Annotated in this window: 14 protein-coding genes; 3 read left to right on the top strand and 11 right to left on the bottom strand. The window is 53.1% G+C overall.

Annotation, left to right across the window (positions count from 1 at the left end; translation table 11 throughout):
• Positions 1-419: 419 nt before the first annotated feature.
• Together H7F31_RS24780 and H7F31_RS24785 are read right to left on the bottom strand one after the other, a co-directional pair.
• On the bottom strand, positions 420-887 hold the full coding sequence (locus H7F31_RS24780; protein WP_187100956.1) for a YhjD family protein: 468 nt from the start codon (positions 885-887) through the stop codon (positions 420-422).
• A complete protein-coding gene (locus H7F31_RS24785; protein WP_187100957.1) occupies positions 884-2,143 on the bottom strand; it encodes a DNA polymerase IV in 1,260 nt (419 codons plus the stop codon). The genes H7F31_RS24780 and H7F31_RS24785 overlap by 4 nt, the downstream gene beginning before the upstream one ends.
• 267 nt (positions 2,144-2,410) lie before the next feature.
• Here H7F31_RS24785 and H7F31_RS24790 point away from each other — a divergent pair, with 267 nt between their 5' ends.
• A complete protein-coding gene (locus tag H7F31_RS24790) occupies positions 2,411-2,929 on the top strand; it encodes a DUF3231 family protein (protein WP_187100958.1) in 519 nt (172 codons plus the stop codon).
• A 125-nt stretch (positions 2,930-3,054) separates the two neighbouring features.
• On the opposite strand, the gene H7F31_RS24795 is transcribed toward H7F31_RS24790, so the two are convergent.
• Positions 3,055-5,442, bottom strand: coding sequence for a glycoside hydrolase family 95 protein (locus H7F31_RS24795; RefSeq protein ID WP_187100959.1), 2,388 nt, complete (start codon positions 5,440-5,442; stop codon positions 3,055-3,057).
• Between the two features lie 209 nt (positions 5,443-5,651).
• On the opposite strand from H7F31_RS24795, the gene H7F31_RS24800 reads away from it, so the two are divergent.
• Complete coding sequence (locus H7F31_RS24800; protein ID WP_187100960.1) at positions 5,652-6,479, top strand: AraC family transcriptional regulator; 828 nt, start codon at positions 5,652-5,654, stop codon at positions 6,477-6,479.
• Here H7F31_RS24800 and H7F31_RS24805 read toward each other — a convergent pair.
• Positions 6,476-7,315 (bottom strand): AraC family transcriptional regulator, encoded by an 840-nt coding sequence (locus tag H7F31_RS24805; RefSeq protein WP_187100961.1) that lies wholly within the window; start codon positions 7,313-7,315, stop codon positions 6,476-6,478. The genes H7F31_RS24800 and H7F31_RS24805 overlap by 4 nt on opposite strands.
• A 132-nt stretch (positions 7,316-7,447) precedes the next feature.
• On the opposite strand from H7F31_RS24805, the gene H7F31_RS24810 reads away from it, so the two are divergent.
• Entirely contained in the window at positions 7,448-8,545 is a 1,098-nt protein-coding gene (locus H7F31_RS24810) for a glycoside hydrolase family 88/105 protein (RefSeq protein ID WP_187100962.1), read from the top strand.
• Between the two features lie 535 nt (positions 8,546-9,080).
• Here the strand turns inward: H7F31_RS24810 and H7F31_RS24815 are convergent.
• From H7F31_RS24815 to H7F31_RS24845, 7 genes are all read right to left on the bottom strand, one after another.
• Positions 9,081-9,653: a DoxX family protein gene (locus tag H7F31_RS24815; RefSeq protein WP_108993297.1), complete on the bottom strand. Its 573-nt coding sequence runs from the start codon at positions 9,651-9,653 to the stop codon at positions 9,081-9,083.
• Positions 9,654-9,819: 166 nt separating this feature from the next.
• The gene (gene cyoE / locus H7F31_RS24820) at positions 9,820-10,740 is read right to left on the bottom strand and encodes a heme o synthase (protein WP_108993298.1); all 921 of its coding nucleotides are present in this window, start codon (positions 10,738-10,740) and stop codon (positions 9,820-9,822) included.
• A gap of 142 nt (positions 10,741-10,882) precedes the next feature.
• Positions 10,883-11,959: a Gfo/Idh/MocA family protein gene (locus tag H7F31_RS24825; RefSeq protein WP_187100963.1), complete on the bottom strand. Its 1,077-nt coding sequence runs from the start codon at positions 11,957-11,959 to the stop codon at positions 10,883-10,885.
• Positions 11,960-11,991: 32 nt separating this feature from the next.
• Positions 11,992-12,882 carry a helix-turn-helix transcriptional regulator gene (locus H7F31_RS24830; RefSeq protein ID WP_187100964.1) on the bottom strand — a complete coding sequence of 297 codons (891 nt, stop codon included), beginning with the start codon at positions 12,880-12,882 and terminating at the stop codon, positions 11,992-11,994.
• A 97-nt stretch (positions 12,883-12,979) separates the two neighbouring features.
• Complete coding sequence (locus H7F31_RS24835; RefSeq protein ID WP_187100965.1) at positions 12,980-13,837, bottom strand: sugar phosphate isomerase/epimerase family protein; 858 nt, start codon at positions 13,835-13,837, stop codon at positions 12,980-12,982.
• Entirely contained in the window at positions 13,834-15,030 is a 1,197-nt protein-coding gene (locus H7F31_RS24840; RefSeq protein ID WP_187100966.1) for an N-acetylglucosamine-6-phosphate deacetylase, read from the bottom strand. Before H7F31_RS24840 ends, H7F31_RS24835 begins: the two co-directional genes overlap by 4 nt.
• On the bottom strand, positions 15,017-15,790 hold the full coding sequence (locus H7F31_RS24845; protein ID WP_187100967.1) for a glucosamine-6-phosphate deaminase: 774 nt from the start codon (positions 15,788-15,790) through the stop codon (positions 15,017-15,019). Before H7F31_RS24845 ends, H7F31_RS24840 begins: the two co-directional genes overlap by 14 nt.
• Between the last annotated feature and the right edge of the window lies 1 nt (position 15,791).

Here is a 15,791-nt window from a genome sequence, read left to right on the forward strand (position 1 = left end):
CCGCGTATGCCTGAAAAAACGCAAAAAGAGCCCGCGTTTGGCAGGCTCCTCCGAGTGTTGCATCATATGAAATTTGGCCATAAATCTGTCGTTATTATATCCCAGCCCTATCCTTTTTGTCAAAAGCGGAATGAGATTCATGCAGGCAGGGGATTACTGTTATGAGAAAGGAGTGATCCCGTTGTCACTGCATGCGAAATGGATGATTTGTTTGCTCATTTTTATTTTTATAGCAGGGGTAGCGGCCTGGTCCAATTATTCGGTACAAATGGAGCGTCCAAATACGGTGAACCTATCCCCCAAGTCCGAAGGAACCTATAGGGAACTAACCACGCCGGAAAACGATATTAGCCTGGTCAACTATAAGCCTCGGGAGTATGTGAAAATTGTTCGGAAAGCTCGGTAAGTGATATTACGGCTCATTTCAACTTCAGCTGTTGGCCGATCTCCTTCGTGTATTCGGTCATTCTTATAATGATCTCGGACCGCAAGGATTCCCTGACCACGCCGAATTTCTCCTCATAGCCCCTGCAGAAATAACGGAAGTAGAGGATCCCGTCATTCATCTCCTCCTCGATCACTTTTATATTTTTTAGCCTGAACTCCTTCTTGAGGGCATAGTAGTCGGCCGTGACCCTCTGCATCAGATATTCCATGCAGCGAACGAGGACTCCCTTGAGGGAAACCTGCATGAAGGACAGATCCTGAATGCTCTTCTGAATCATGGTGAGCATGTGCGGATACATTATATAATCTCGTATTTGGTCTAACTCGTCGGCTGTTGGTCTGCCCACCTGCTTCGATTCGTGTCGCTTCTCGTACTGCTCCTTGTGCTCCGTAAGCAGCATCTTGGATTTCCACCGTTCATTGCCATCCAGCTTGCTCATTTAAAGTGACCCCCGATCTGTCCCGCCCTCTCGCGAGCTACTCCGGCATCGAGAAGCGAGGATGCCCTCATGATTGCCATGTCGCCGAACCGATCCTTGATCGCGTCCGTTGTTTTCTCCAGCTCGAATGTTTTATAGCGGTCCTCAAAGAGGTCAAGCTGCTGCACCTGGTCACTGGAGAGCTGATTAAGAGCGATCATAATATGGGTAACGGGCATGCCCTGCCAATATTCTTCGAATAAGCGAAGAACGGCAGCCGACAACTCATGGGTAAGCGATGTCGGATGCAGCAGGGTAAGCTGCCGGTTGAACCTGTTGCCCCTCTTCCCATCGGTCTCCCCCATGCCAAGGGAGATCACCCTGCCCTGCACCCCGAGCCTGCGCGCACGACGGCAGACCTCGATGCAAAGCTCCAGCAGGACAACCTCGATATCCTCCCTTCGCGTATACAACGAAGCTCTAAGCGTCTTGCCATGACTGACGGACTTTAGCGGGGCGCTTATAGAAGCAACGACCGGACTGGGATCAATGCCGCGAGCCGTCTGCCAATAGTATTCGGCCTGAATGTCCGATTGCTTGCCCATCATCCGGCGCATCTGCTTTTTGAACATCGGGAGCTCCATCCGGGCGATATGTCCGATGGTATCCAGCCCCCACATCGTGAACCTCCGGGTCATGCGCGAAGCAACCATAAACATTTTGTGGACCGGCAGCGGCCACAGGTCTTTCTCGATATCGGAATGGTCAAGCCGATAGATCCCGGACGGCTGTTTCTTCGCGAAATTATCCGTAGCCGTCTTGGCCAACACCTTTGTCGGCCCTATGCCCACCCGGGACCATACGCCGGTAGCCAGCTTGACCTTATGTTGTATTTGGACCGCGATCTCCTCCGCCGATCCGAATAAGCCAAGCGAACCCGTCACATCCAGAAACTGCTCGTCGATGGAATACGGCTCCACCAATGGGGTAAAGGTTTCGAAAATCTCCGTAATTAACAACGAGTACGTAATGTACCTCTGCATGCGAGGTTTAATGATGACGAGATCCTTGCAGAGAGCCTTCGCCTCGAACACTCTGCTCGCCGTTGTAACTCCCTGCGCCTTGGCGAGCGGGCATGCCGCCAATATAATCCCGCTTCGCCGCTCCGGATCGGCCACGGCTACAGGCTTATCCCGGTATTCCGGATGCGCGGCCTTCTCAACGCTCGCATAGAAGGACTGACCATCCACAAGCAATATGGAACGTTCAGAGGGCATGACATCTCACCGCCCTCGCAGACAGAGTATCAGCGGCACGAAGCAATCGGGGTAATGCGATACGAAGTCCCACGCCATTGTTCATCTTGCATCCGACCTTTCGAACATTTGTTCTTATTATCATCTTAATACGAACAATTGTTCCCGCGCAAGGACTAAAATATGTATGCTTATCCAACGACATTCTTTAGATACCCTATACATCATATTTTTTAAAAAGAAGGCAAAGCTAAACAAGGCGTTTACTAATCTAAAGGAGTGTTATAAATGGGTATTTTGAGCGGTAACCCGAAGGATGAACCCATGCATTATGGCGAGATTTACACCGCTTGGCAGGGTTCTATGGTGGCGAAGGGGATGATTTCCTGTTATCAGGCTTATCAGAACCATGCCGGGGACAAAGAACTGAAGAAAATTTTGGAAGCACTCCTCGACCAATCCAAGTTGGAAGCGAAAGAGCTTGACCAACTGCTTACAAACAACGGAATCGCGCCTATTCCTGCTCCTGCCGAAAGACCGCCAGTCAAGCTGGAGGATATTCCGGTCGGCGCAAGATTTACGGATATGGAAATCGCGGCTGCGATCTCTGCCGATACGGCGGCAGGGATTGTGGGATGCAGCCAAGCCATGATCCAATGCATCAGGGAAGACATTGCAGCCCTGTACGCCAAGTACCATTTGGCCAAAACAGCCCTCGCCGTTCGCATCCTGGAGATGAATAAGGAGAAAGGCTGGCTCATTCCTCCTCCGCTTCAGGTAAAACGGCCAGAATTAGTCGAAGCCTGATTGGATGAAGCCGTGAGTCATAGCCGACTCTTAAAAATATCCTGATTGCAAACAAACCGTTCCTCGTTGCATGGCGGCTGACGCCGCCGCCAACGAAGGAACGGTTGTTTGGCTTAACCCTTATTCTAGAACAACAATCGGTACACGACTCCCGCCGTAACCGCAAATGCAAATCGCCCTTCGATGGAGGACGTCCACAAAACTTCCTTGTCTCCTCCAATCATTCGGGAAGGCGCTTGCTGTGCGCTTATCTCGCATAGCTGATCCCTGCCGGAGAGCAAAGTAGCTTCTCTCAGGACGCCGCCTTCCCACTTAAGACCGACCTCGTATCCACCCCTGGCGCGAAGTCCGCCGACCTCTCCCGAAGGCCACTTATCGGGCAGCGCGGGCAGAAGCTCGAGGATGCCTTCATGCGATTGCAGCAGCATCTCCGCGATTCCGGCCGTCGCGGCAAAGTTGCCGTCGATCTGGAACGGCGGATGCGCGTCGAACAGATTGGCGTAGACGCCGCCCCCTTTGTAGTCGCCAGGCTCATCGTTCCTCACGAGCGTCAGCAGGCCCGCGATCAGCCGTTCCGCCCGGTTGCCGTCCTTAAATCGAGCCCACAGGCCGATTTTCCAGCCAAGGCTCCAGCCGGTCCCGCCGTCTCCCCGCCGTTCCAGCGAGGTCCGCGCCGCGCCGAACAGCTCAGGCGACGTCCGCTCCGTGATGAGCTTGCCGGGATAGATGCCGACAAGATGCGAGACATGACGATGATAAACGTCCTCATCGTCGAAGTCGCTGGACCACTCCTGCAATTGCCCATGCTTCCCGATCTGCAGCGGCAGCATTTTGGCCTTCGCTGCAGCCAGTTCTTTCGCGAACGATTCCTCCCCGCCCAAAACCTTCCCCGCTTCCATGCAGTTGTCGAACAACTCGGCGATTAACGACAGATCCATCGTCGCGGCCGCACTGACCGCATGCAATCCTTCGCCGGCCGCGAAATGATGCTCCGGCGATGTCGACGGTCCCGTCACAAGGAAACCGTTCGCATCCTCGTACAACCAGTCCAAGCAGAACAACGCCGCTTCCTTCATGACGGGGTATGCGCGCTGTCGCAGGAACTCGACGTCCCCGCTGAACGCATAATGCTCCCATAGATGCTGGGTCAGCCAGACCCCGCCCATGGTCCAGAGCGCCCAAACGGGATCGCCTTCGCCGTAATTGCCGACTGGCGCAGTCTGCGCCCACAGATCGGAGTTATGATGAGCCACCCAGCCCCTTGCTCCGTAATTGACGGTGGCCGTCTCCTTTCCGTTCTTCGCGAGCCGTTCGATATAAGCCAGCAACGGCTCGTGGAGATCGGCCATATTGCAGCTTTCGGCTGCCCAATAATTCATCTGCGCGTTAATATTAAGCGTGTAATTGCTGCTCCAGGGCGCGCGCGTCTCTTCGTTCCAGATGCCTTGCAGGTTGGCAGGCTGCGTTCCCTGCCTGGAGCTTCCCATCATCAGGTAACGGCCGTAATGGAACAGCAGCTCCACCAGCCCCGGATCGTCGCTGCCGTATTCCATAATACGGCGATCCATGCTCATGTTCGCCGGCGCCTTGGCCTCGCCGAGACGAAGCGCAACCCTCCCGAACAGCTCCCTATGATCGGCGATATGCGCCTCCCGAATAACGGCATAGGATTGATCGGCGATTTCCTCAATAGCGGCAAGCGTCACGCGAGAAGGCACCCGGTCCTTTCTTGCCTCGCCAAGCACGGCATCGAAGGAAGTCGCCGCGGAGAAATACAAGGTTGCCGCCGTCGCCTCTTCTACTTGTACGCCGTCATGACCAACGCTCAGTCGCCCCCCTTCGAGTACGACCCTTAAACGGCCGTGGAAACGCAGCGCGTTTGACGTCTCGGGATTGCCATACTGGATAGGATTAGCCGAGTTGTAATAGTTCGGCCATACCTGCTCGGGCGCAACGCCTTCTATCGTATAATCTCCCTCTTCGCCGTTGGTTCGCGCACGCAGCAAGCTTGTTAATCTGACGCGAAAGCTCAACATGCCGGGCTCGCTTGCCTCCAGTCTCACAATGACAGCCTGGGCGGGATGAGAGACGAACGTGTCGCGGTTGTATTGAATTCCCCCGATCGTATACGTGACGGACGCAAGGCCCGAGGTCAAATCCAGCGTTCGCGAATAACCGCGACAGTTATTGCCGTGATCCATCGTCAGCAACAGATCCGCAAGCGGCAGATAGGACTGCGTATAGGGCCCCATCATCTCCTTGCCGAGACGATCCGCTTCGATGTAATCCTCCCGCGCGATGCTGTCCCGAATCGCGGGAAGCACCTCCTTCGCCCTCGGATTGTTCCAATCTCTCGCCTCGCCGGACCACAATGTATCTTCGTTCAGTTGGATGCGTTCCGACTCTACTCCGCCAAAGACCATCGCTCCCAGGCGTCCGTTGCCGACCGGCAGCGCTTCCGTCCAGTATGTAGCCGGTCTGTCGAACATCATGCGCGGCTCGTTATTATGCATGCAAGCACCTCTTTCATTCTTCTGCTCTTGTCTACCGAATTCCGTCTATGAATGTTAAAATCGTAGTGGAGCCCGCCTCTATCGGGGCCTCCATTCTAATTTTCGGATTCGATTCCATCCTAGCAGACTTGGACTGTCGCAATGAATGTCTAATGTTAACTTCCTGTTGTATAAAACTATCTAACGATGACGGAACGGAGAGTGTGGATGTGAGCAGCCTGCCGCTAACCCGATTATACATGGAGAACCTGGACGTGCGCGTAACCGCGGTAGGCTACAATCAGGTATGGACCGATTGGCGGGAACTCGACTATACGCCGGACTATAACAAGTTTTATTACATATGCGACGGGGAGGGCTGGTTAAAGATCGGCGACTCGGAATACCATCCCGCGCCAGGACAATGGTTCTTGATGCCGCAGGGCGTCAAACAATCCTTCTCGTACACGTCGGGAACAAGATTCACCAAGTATTGGTGCCACTTCACGGCCCGGGTAGGAGAACGCAATCTGTTCGACTTGCTGCAAGTGCCGGATTTCATCGAAGCAAAAAACGACGGGGAAGCCGCGCGTCTCTTCCGGGCTTTGTTCGAATACCGTTCGTTGTCCTCCATCAGCGCTCCGCTGCTCGTGAAATCCGCCATGCTCCAACTAATCGCCTACTACCTGGAGCATGCCGTTGCAGCCCAGCCAACTCTGAGGCCTGCCGCATTGGCGGAGCCTCTCCAGCAAGTGATCGCGCACATTCAGAGCAACTATCATCGGAATTTGACCATAGAAGAGCTGGCGGAGCAGGCCCATCTGCATCCCAACTATTTCATTCGCGTATTCAAGCGTCAATTCGGCACATCGCCGATCCAGTACGTCAATAAGAAGAGGCTCGAAGAAACCAAGCTGCTGCTTGTCACTTCAAACCTCTTGTTATCCGAGATTGGAGACCGGGTCGGAATACCCGACATCTCCTACTTATCCCGCCTCTTCAAGGCGTCGACCGGCTTCTCTCCGACCGCTTATCGGGTGACGTTCGGGTCTCGCTAGAACACCCTATTTCTTCTATAATATAACGGGGCATGGCCCGTGACTTCCTTAAATACCCGGCCGAAATGCGTCACGCTGCCGAAGCCCACCTTCCTCGCAATGGCATTGACCTTGAGCGAGGAAAGCTCAAGCAGCTTCTTCGCTTCCTTGATCCGCACGCTATTGACGTATTCTACGAACGCGAAACCCGTCGCCTCCTTAAAGGAGCGGCTCAAATAATAGGGGCTGATATAAAACTTGTCCGCCATAAGCGCCAGCGACAACTCCTCCTGGTAATGATCGTTAATATGGCGGACGATCTCCGATATGCGATCATGCATCGGACTTGGCGATAAAGGAAGCTCCTCCTCATGCTGCCGATAGTGACGGCAGCAGGCAATCAGCAGCTGCACGGCGAGCGATCGGGCCAACAATTCGAATCCGCCGCCCCGCTCCTTCATCTCTTGAATAATCGTTCCTGCAAGCGTATCAAGGGAGAGCCTATTGCGCAGGGAACCGCTTAAGACCAAGTAATCCTTCTCCAACAGAGGACGAAGCGCCTCCTTATGGGCGCCGTCGGACGAGAATAGGCGCTCATGCATATTGATGATAAATCTTTCGTGCATCGGCTGCTCCGCATTGGTCGTACGATGCAAAATATTAGGAGCAATAATGACGACATCGCCTTCATGGATCGTTATCGTCCGGTCTTGTATAAAAAACTCCCGCTTGCCCGCCATCAGATAGTAGATCTCGTAGGTGCTGTGAAAGTGGCTCGCCGGCATATGGTGGCGAAGCGCTTTCCGGTGGGAGACCAGAAAGGTTGCCTCTCCGTTTTCAAAATATAGATCGTGCATGCTGCTATCCCTCCTTCGGCATCTGTTACCCATTATAGCGCAAGAAATAAGAAGAAAGCACAACTATTCGCAAAACATGTACATTTCCTGATGCTAGAATGAGAGTACAAACCACAAGGAGGAAGGATACGCATGACAACCGCATCATCCCTTACGACGCCGATCGGCTGGGCGAACAAAGCCTGCGAGGCGATCATGGCCAAATTCGAACCGGAGAATCTTCCGCCCGACCGATTCCACTATCATCAAGGCGTCTTTCTGTCCGGCATGGAGAAGACCTGGCGGCAGACCGGCGAGCAGAAGCTCTACGACTACATGAAAGGCTGGGTCGACAGCCAAATTCTCGAGGACGGCAGCATTAAGAAATTTAAATCCGACGAATTGGACGATATCCAGCCCGGCGTTCTTCTCTTTACCCTCTATGAGCAGACGGGCGACGAACGTTACAAGAAGGCGCTGCACACTTTGGTGCCGATGCTTAAGTCGTGGCCGACGAACCCCTCCGGCGGCTTCTGGCACAAAGGCCATTATCCCAACCAAATGTGGCTGGACGGCCTGTACATGGCCGGGCCGATCGCTGCGCAATTCGCCAATACGTTCGGCGACAGCGACTATTTCGACATGATGGCCTTCCAGGCGCTGCTGATGGAGAAACATACGAAGGATCCTGTTACCGGCCTTCTGTACCATGGCTGGGACGAAACCAAAGAAGCCGACTGGGCCGATCCCGACACGGGCCTTGCTCCGGAATTTTGGGGCCGCGCCATCGGCTGGTATCCCGTCGCCTTGCTGGAGATGTTCGAACACTTTCCATCCGACCACCCGGACAAAGCCAAGCTCGTCACGATCCTGCAGGATCTGCTGATCGCTCTGACGAACTTTCAGGATCCCGCTACCGGTCTGTGGCATCAAGTTATCGACAAAGGAGAACGCCCGGATAACTGGCTGGAGAACTCCTGCACGTCGTTGTTCGTGCATGCCATTGCCAAGGCTGTCCGGTTCGGTTATCTGGATGCCAAGTATATGGAGCAGGCCTGGAAGGGTTATCAAGGCGTCATTGATACGCTGAAATTCGACGAGAACGGCAACGTCGTCATCGGCAACATTTGCATCGGCACGGGAATCGGCGACTATGCCCACTACATCGCGCGCCCGACCAGCGAAAACGATCTGCACGGCGCGGGGGCCTTTATCCTGATGTGCGCCGAGATGAATCTGGCGGCGCAATAAAATAACGCTAAGAGAGGGACAAGGATACTCTTGTCCCTTAGACTGTCGATTCATTGTGCGGAGGTGAAATTACGGGCAAGTGTCCGGTAAGAACTGAACGGGGGCGGAGGCGCGGGAGCAACTGTAACGGAACTGAAAGGCGTTATTTCAGCAAAAAGCAGCATTTCGCAAATCTAATGGAACTGACAACCCTTATGAGGGGCAAAAGTTCGCGATTAGCCTGGATTTCTCGCGAATAACGTCGCAGAGTTCCGTTAGATTTAAATATCCCGCCAAACGATCCATATAAGGACCCTCACTTCCGCTATGATTGATTGCAGCTTTATTTCCAGCTTTATCACACAACGAATCGACTATCTCTCCTTAGGGACTACTTGCACTGCTTCAGCTTCGACATCGATTTCCGAGACAAAGCGAATTTGCATAATGTAATCTTTCCAAGAGCTTAACGCATTTCTCTCGATGACATCCGAATATAATCAATAACAAAAAGAAAAAAACCTACGCCATTAAAGGCATAGGTTTGGTTGGCTCGTTATACAGACGTGTTATTCCTGTCGTGCCCGACAAATTCATTGCCTTTCCGTGCCCACGGCGTTCCAAGCAGCGGCAATGCGAAGCGGTCCAGTCCGTACCAGCCGGCATTTTTCCAAGCCAGGACGAGCCATGTGGCAAGGATAAACAGCAGAGGATTCGTGCTTAGTGTACCCGCGAACAAGAAGCTTACATTCATGATAGCACCAAAGAATGCTGCAATACCTGTAAGTAATCCTACGATTAAGCCAATCCCGACAAGCAGCTCGCCGAATGCGACCATAACCGCGAATACTTTCGCATTTGGCAATACCATATTTTCGAGAAACGATGCGTACCAGCCCGTTACATCCTTGCCTTCTTCAGCCTTGGCCAACGCTCCGCTTACGAAACCTTTGATCGCGGCTCCCCCGTTTTCGCCAACCCATGCATCCGAGTTCACTTTCTTCCAGCCTGCAGTGATCCACGAATAACCAAGATACAATCTTACGAAAAGCCATATCCAACCAGCCTTCGTGCTGCTGAATAGAAATCTGGAGACCGGGTTCTCAGGAATATTGATCTCTTTCGACATGATCTTTGCACCTCCAAATTCATATTATGTAGTGTATAGGTCCATTATATGGATAGACGCTCATTCATGCTGTGACAAATGTCACTATCACTATGGTACCCGTTTGTTTCTGCAACAAAACAAAGAGCCAACTAACCTTACAAGGTTGGTTGGCTCTTTGCTGTCTTTACAATAATGGAGCGCCCACGGAGTAGCCGACGATCAATAGCAGCAGCACGGTTATGTGATTAAGCGAGAATATGAACATCGAACGTGCCCATTTGTCCTCCTGCTTCCGCCGATAACCGTTAATGCTGAGTATCAGCCAGCCCAAGCTCAGGAGCGCATTCGCAATGGCAATGTATGGATTAAAGGACCAGAACAAGAAGCTGCTCATAAACAATGCGACCAAATACACGTTCATCTGCACGTATGTTCTTTTAATTCCTTTGACGACGGGCAGCATCGGAATGTTAGCCGCCCGGTACTCCTCCATGCGGCGAATCCCGATGGCGTAGAAATGCGGCATCTGCCAGATGACCATCAACACGAACAACGCAATGGCGCCGGGATGAAAAATATCCGGAGAAATCGCGGCCCAGCCGATCAGCGGAGGCATTGCGCCGGACAAGCTTCCAACCTCCGTGTTATAGATGGTTCTGCGCTTCGTCCACATGGTGTAAGGCACAACGTAGAGGAACAGTCCCAGGAACCCCATTAAAGCGGATAGCGGAGAAGCAATATACAGCGCGACAAGACCGCCGAGCGCGATCCAGCCCCCCATAATCAGTCCGCTCCAAGTATCGATGATGCCGGATACGGTCGGCCTGTTTTTCGTCCGATCCATAATACTGTCGATATCGCGGTCGTACAGGTTATTGAAGATGCCGGCTGCGCCGATCACGAGTGCTGATCCGATCAATGCCAACGCGATATTGCCGATCCGATCCATAAACGGGATGTCATGAACGAACAGCGCCATGGTAAGGCCTGCGACCATCGCGATGAGGTTCGACTTGATGATGCCAATTTTTATCGTTTCGAAGAGTACCTTCGTGACTGAGGTTGGAATTGGTTCGACACTAACCGTATTGCCTTGGACACGCATGACGGTAACACTCCCCCTAAAGTAAATTCACTTCTATAGGTTACCATATTGTGCCCATGATTTGCGGTTCCTCAAACCAACCCTCATCATTCTGTCAAAAATGTTTGTCGCTTTCGTGAATAAAGGGATTATAAATGGCTAATTATCCGTAAATTTGCGGATTTTGACGGCGGCACTCTTCCATGACCATCATTTGCTGGCGAACCTGCTGAGGCGTAATTTCCAACTCCGTACCCTCGGTTATCGATCGATACAGCATCATGTAGACCTTTTCCGTCATATCCTCAAACGGTGTTTTGCCCTCATCCAGCGTTAAGCTCCAGCTGTCTTCATGCCAGATTAACGTTTCGTTGCAATAGGCGGGAAGACCGTTCTTGTCGAACAGCGGCTCCTTGATCAGTTGCTGCTCGGGAGCCTCTTCCGACTTGAAATATTTCCATTCCAATTGCTGCGCCGTGCCGCGGAGGCCGCCGTTCGTGCCTTGAATGTTGAATGGCTCGCGGCCGTAAGTGCAGCATGAGGAAATTTCAAGGTCGATCGTCGGACGTCCTTGGCCTCTCATAATGAGCTTGACATAGTCCTCCGCATCGCCGAATGTGTTCGCGCGGTCCATTATACAAGTTACTTGCGGCATGATATCCGTTCCGAACAGTTGCAGCGCCTGATCAACGGGATGCGGACCCGTATTGAGCAGATTTCCGCCGTTGTTGCTCTGCAGCGTCTGCCAATCCCAGCGGCGGGCGAAGCCGTTAAGCGTAAAATTGACTTGTACAATGCGTCCAAGCACACCGGACTCGATGACTTCACGGATCTTCGTAAACGCATGCTGATAACGGGATTGCTGGAAGATCGCTATTAATTTGCCGGAACGTTCGGAGGCTTCGATTAATTTGTCGACTTCTTCCGCCGTCTTGGCAAGCGGCTTCTCGCATAGCACATTAAACCCGCGATTTAGCAATTCCAACGAAATCGAGAAATGCTGATGGCTTGGCGATGCGTTAACAACGAGATCAAGCTCCTCGTTTTGGACCATTTCCTCCCAGCTCGCGTAGGCGTTACAGTCATACTCTTGCCTTGCAAGCTCCTGGCGCTCGGGAATGGAATCGGCTACCGCCGCGATTGTATAATACTCTGAAATCTGGACAAGAAGATTGCCATGAATGTTGCGTCCGCTGCGCCCTTGCCCGATAATTCCTACCTTTAATGCTTTATTCGTCATAGGTAAGCTCCTCTTCTCGTCATGAGATCAATTTATGGGTTATGTCCAAAGGTTTTTTTGTATTCCGTGGGCGTAATTCCCGTACGTTTCTTAAAGGTCCGAATAAAATGGCTCAAGTGATGAAAACCTACCTGGAAGCCGATTTGAGTAATCGTATGCGAATCCCTCCGAATAAGCTCCATCGCCCGTTCGATTCGAACCTCATTCATAAAATCGATAAACGTCTGCCCCGTCTCCTTCTTGAACATATGACTGAAGTAGGCAGGCGCCATATTGGCAATAAGAGCGCCGTGCTCCAGCGGGATATCCTGGCTGTAATTGTTATAGACGTACCGCTTGACCTCATCGATTGGATGCTGGTCGGCGAGCGCAGGCCTGCTGGCCGGCTTTCTCCACAATCTGCGGTATTCTCGGTCGATTAAAATCAGCAGCTTAATGAGGCTGGTGCGGACAGAGTATTCGTATCCCGCCTCGCGATGCTCAAGCTCGTCCTGAATATCCTGCAGAAGCTGCTCGACGAGCGGCTGTTTGCTATTGTCGATGTGCAGCCAGGGCTGATGCAAGGCAGCCGCGTCCTCCTGCCGGGATTGCTGAAAAAAAGGCTGCAGCGTCTCGGCGAACGGCTTCAGCTCCTCCCGCACCAGAAAAGGCATGAAATCGAGAAGCACGATTTCAAATGGCTTGTCCTCAATCGCGCTTAAGCTGTGCTCAATGCCGGGCAAAATGATAAATATATCGCCTCGGCTGACCATGAGCGACTTGCCGCGCAGCTGATGATTGCATACCCCTCCAAGCACATAAGCAATCTGCACATATTCGTGGACATGCAGGGGCTGCTTAAGCTCCATGTTCGTGTGGCGTATGATTTTAAAGGGAAAGTCCTTGCTGAGCATATCCTTGCTTTGAAAATAAGGCATCTCCATATCCATACCACCAGTCGAAAACGAACTTTTTGAACACTCAATTATTGTGCCTCTTATAGTTAGCATATTTCAAACGGCTGCGGAGAACAATCTGTTTTCAGCGGGACGTGCGGCCCAGCATTTTTTTTATAAAACGTAAATCGTGCTCAAGCCGTTCGTAGGCTGGAAACGGCGCATGACATTCCAGCGTAACCCAATCCTTGTATCCCTTGTCGAGAAGCGCGTCGAACAGAGGCTGATGATCGGCTTCTCCTTCTCCCAGGCGGCTTTGCAGAAAGCTTTCTTCGCCCCGATGGGTCAAGTTTACGAAGGTACCAGGCTCGCCGGCTTTTTCGATCCGCCGTTCGTCCTTGACATGCACGTGAAATAAATGTTTGCCCAGCTTGTCGACCGAATCGCGACCGTAATCCGTATCGGTAATGTACATATTACCGGCATCGTGAATCATGCCGACATTATCGTGTTTCAGCAGGCCGAGCAGGCGAAGGCTGCTGTCTACGGTCTCTACCAACGACAGATTATGGATTTCCAATACAATCCTGATGCCCTCCCCTTCGGCTTCCGCTGCGCACATATCCAGCCAGTGAGCCGCCTTGGCAAAGTGATAATCATGGGCGAGGAAGGCGTTCGGTCCGCCCGGCATCACGCGAATCATAGAGGCGCCAAGCTCGCTTGCGATGGGAAGCATCCGTTTGAAATCGTCAAATGCCTTCTCGGCTTCTGTATCGCTAGCCGTGGAGAACCCGCCCATATATCCGGCCAGAACCGGTATCTCCAAGCCCAGGCTGTCCGCCAGCGTTTTCATTTCCTTTACGCGCGGCAGGCTCGTCGCAGGAGACAGATGCGGCTCGCGCAAGGCGATTTCGATACCGTCCATGCCAAGCCGTTTCGTCAGCTGCATTGCCTCTTGAATGCTATGGTCTATAAAAACTCCGCTAAACGCTGCAAATTTCATCGATTTCCCTCCTGCAACTTTTCCGATCCATGGAACACCAATTCGCCGGATTTATAGGTTTGCTCTAGTCGGATCCGTTCGTCGTCCCTTCGGTAGAGAACGAAGTCGGCCGGGGCGCCTGCGGCCAAGCCTGCAGCCGCAGACAGCTTCATGAAGCCAGCCGGCCTTACAGACGCCATGTCCCAGGCTTCCGCCAATTCGGCGAGCCCCCGATTCGTTAGATGCTCGATGCCCCATAACAGCATTTGCGCCGAACCGGCCAGAATCCGCTCATTGCTGGCGAGATGCAGCTTGCCTTCCGGCGTCAGCACCACTTCCCCTCCGACATGGGTCGTATAGGCACCACTCGGTAAACCGCTTAGAGAGACCGCGTCGCTCACCAGCATCGCTTGCTCTCCCTTCACCTTGAGCACGACTTTTAACACCTGATCCGGCAAGTGAAAGCCGTCAGCGATTACGCAGCTCCACAGCCGGTCTTGCGCCAGCTGCTCCCAAATGTAATTGGGATGGCGTGGCAACATGAGATGGGCTCCGTTGCCGAGATGCGTCGACATTCGCGCGCCGGCTTCGACAGCAGCCTGAATTTGCTCAGCCGTTGCGGAGGTGTGCCCGATCGACACCGTTATTCCATGCTTCACGCAGCGCTCGATAAACGGTACGCTCTCCGGCCATTCCGGCGAGAGGGTCACGATCCGTATCCGTCCGCCGGAGGCTTCCTGCCAGCGGCTAAAAAGTTCCCAATCCGGCGGCCTTACATAATCGCGGTTGTGCGCGCCTCGGACGCCGTCATGCGGCGAGATAAACGGTCCCTCCAGATGAATGCCGGCAACGCCGCGGGCCGCTGCCGCATCCTGTCCGCATACGCGGGCGATTGTTTCCATTGCCGCCTGGATCGCTTCGCCGCTGTTCGTAATGACGGTCGGATAAAAAGAAGTGACGCCTTGCTCCCATAGCTTGCGGACCGCTTCGCTTATGGCTTCCTCAGGAATAGGCAACGTGTTAAAGTCATAGCCGCCGTACCCGTTAATCTGCAGATCCACGAGACCCGGGGCGATAATCGGCAGCTCTTCCTTGTTCTCCACGGCTATCGATTCGATCACAGCAAAACATCCGCTCTCCATCCGGATCGATATCGGTTCTCCTGTCGAGTAGAGGATGGCCTTCACCGCCTGCTGCCGATTAAGAGATTCCATAGGAGTCATAGTCCACGTACAAAGTACAATCCGGATGGTTCCGCAAACTAGTGGACGGGCATTCCGTCGAGATCGGTCCGTTTAGCGTACGGCCCACCGCCTTGCGTTTCGTCGGTCCCGGGACGATGCAGTACAGGTGAGCCCCCGACAACAGCGCGGGAATCGTAAGCGTCAGCGCATGAGTCGGAACCGCTTCGAATGTCGGGAAACAACCGTCATTTACCTGCTGCTGGCGGCAGGCTTCGTCCAGCTCCACCGCTTTAATTGCAAGCGGGTCGTTAAAATCGGCGACAGGAGGATCGTTAAAGGCAATATGTCCGTTCTCCCCAATGCCGAGGCAAACAATGTCGATCGGCGCTTCTTGCAGCAATCCGCCGTATCGGCTGCATTCGCCGTCAATCGTATTTGAGCTGTCGATCAGGTGAACCGCGCCCGGCTTTACCTTGTCAAACAGCCGTTCGCACAGAAAACGGCTGAATTTCTGAGGCGCATCATTCGGCAGTCCGATATATTCATCCATATGAAAGGCCGTAATGCGCGACCAGTCGATTTCCTTATCCTGCGCCAGCTGCTCCAGCAGCTCGTTCTGCGACGGGGCCGCCGCGAATATCATCCGGATGCCCGCTTTCCCGGACAGCAGCTCCTTAATCTTGGCGGCAACGTCACTCCCGGCTGCCGCACCAAGCGCGCCTCGATCCTTAAATACGGAAACCTTCAACGCGTCTACCGTTTCTGTCCGTACTGCAAGCTGTTCACTCATA

This window comes from Paenibacillus sp. PAMC21692 (assembly GCF_014303795.1).
Lineage (GTDB): Bacteria > Bacillota > Bacilli > Paenibacillales > Paenibacillaceae > Pristimantibacillus > Pristimantibacillus agaridevorans.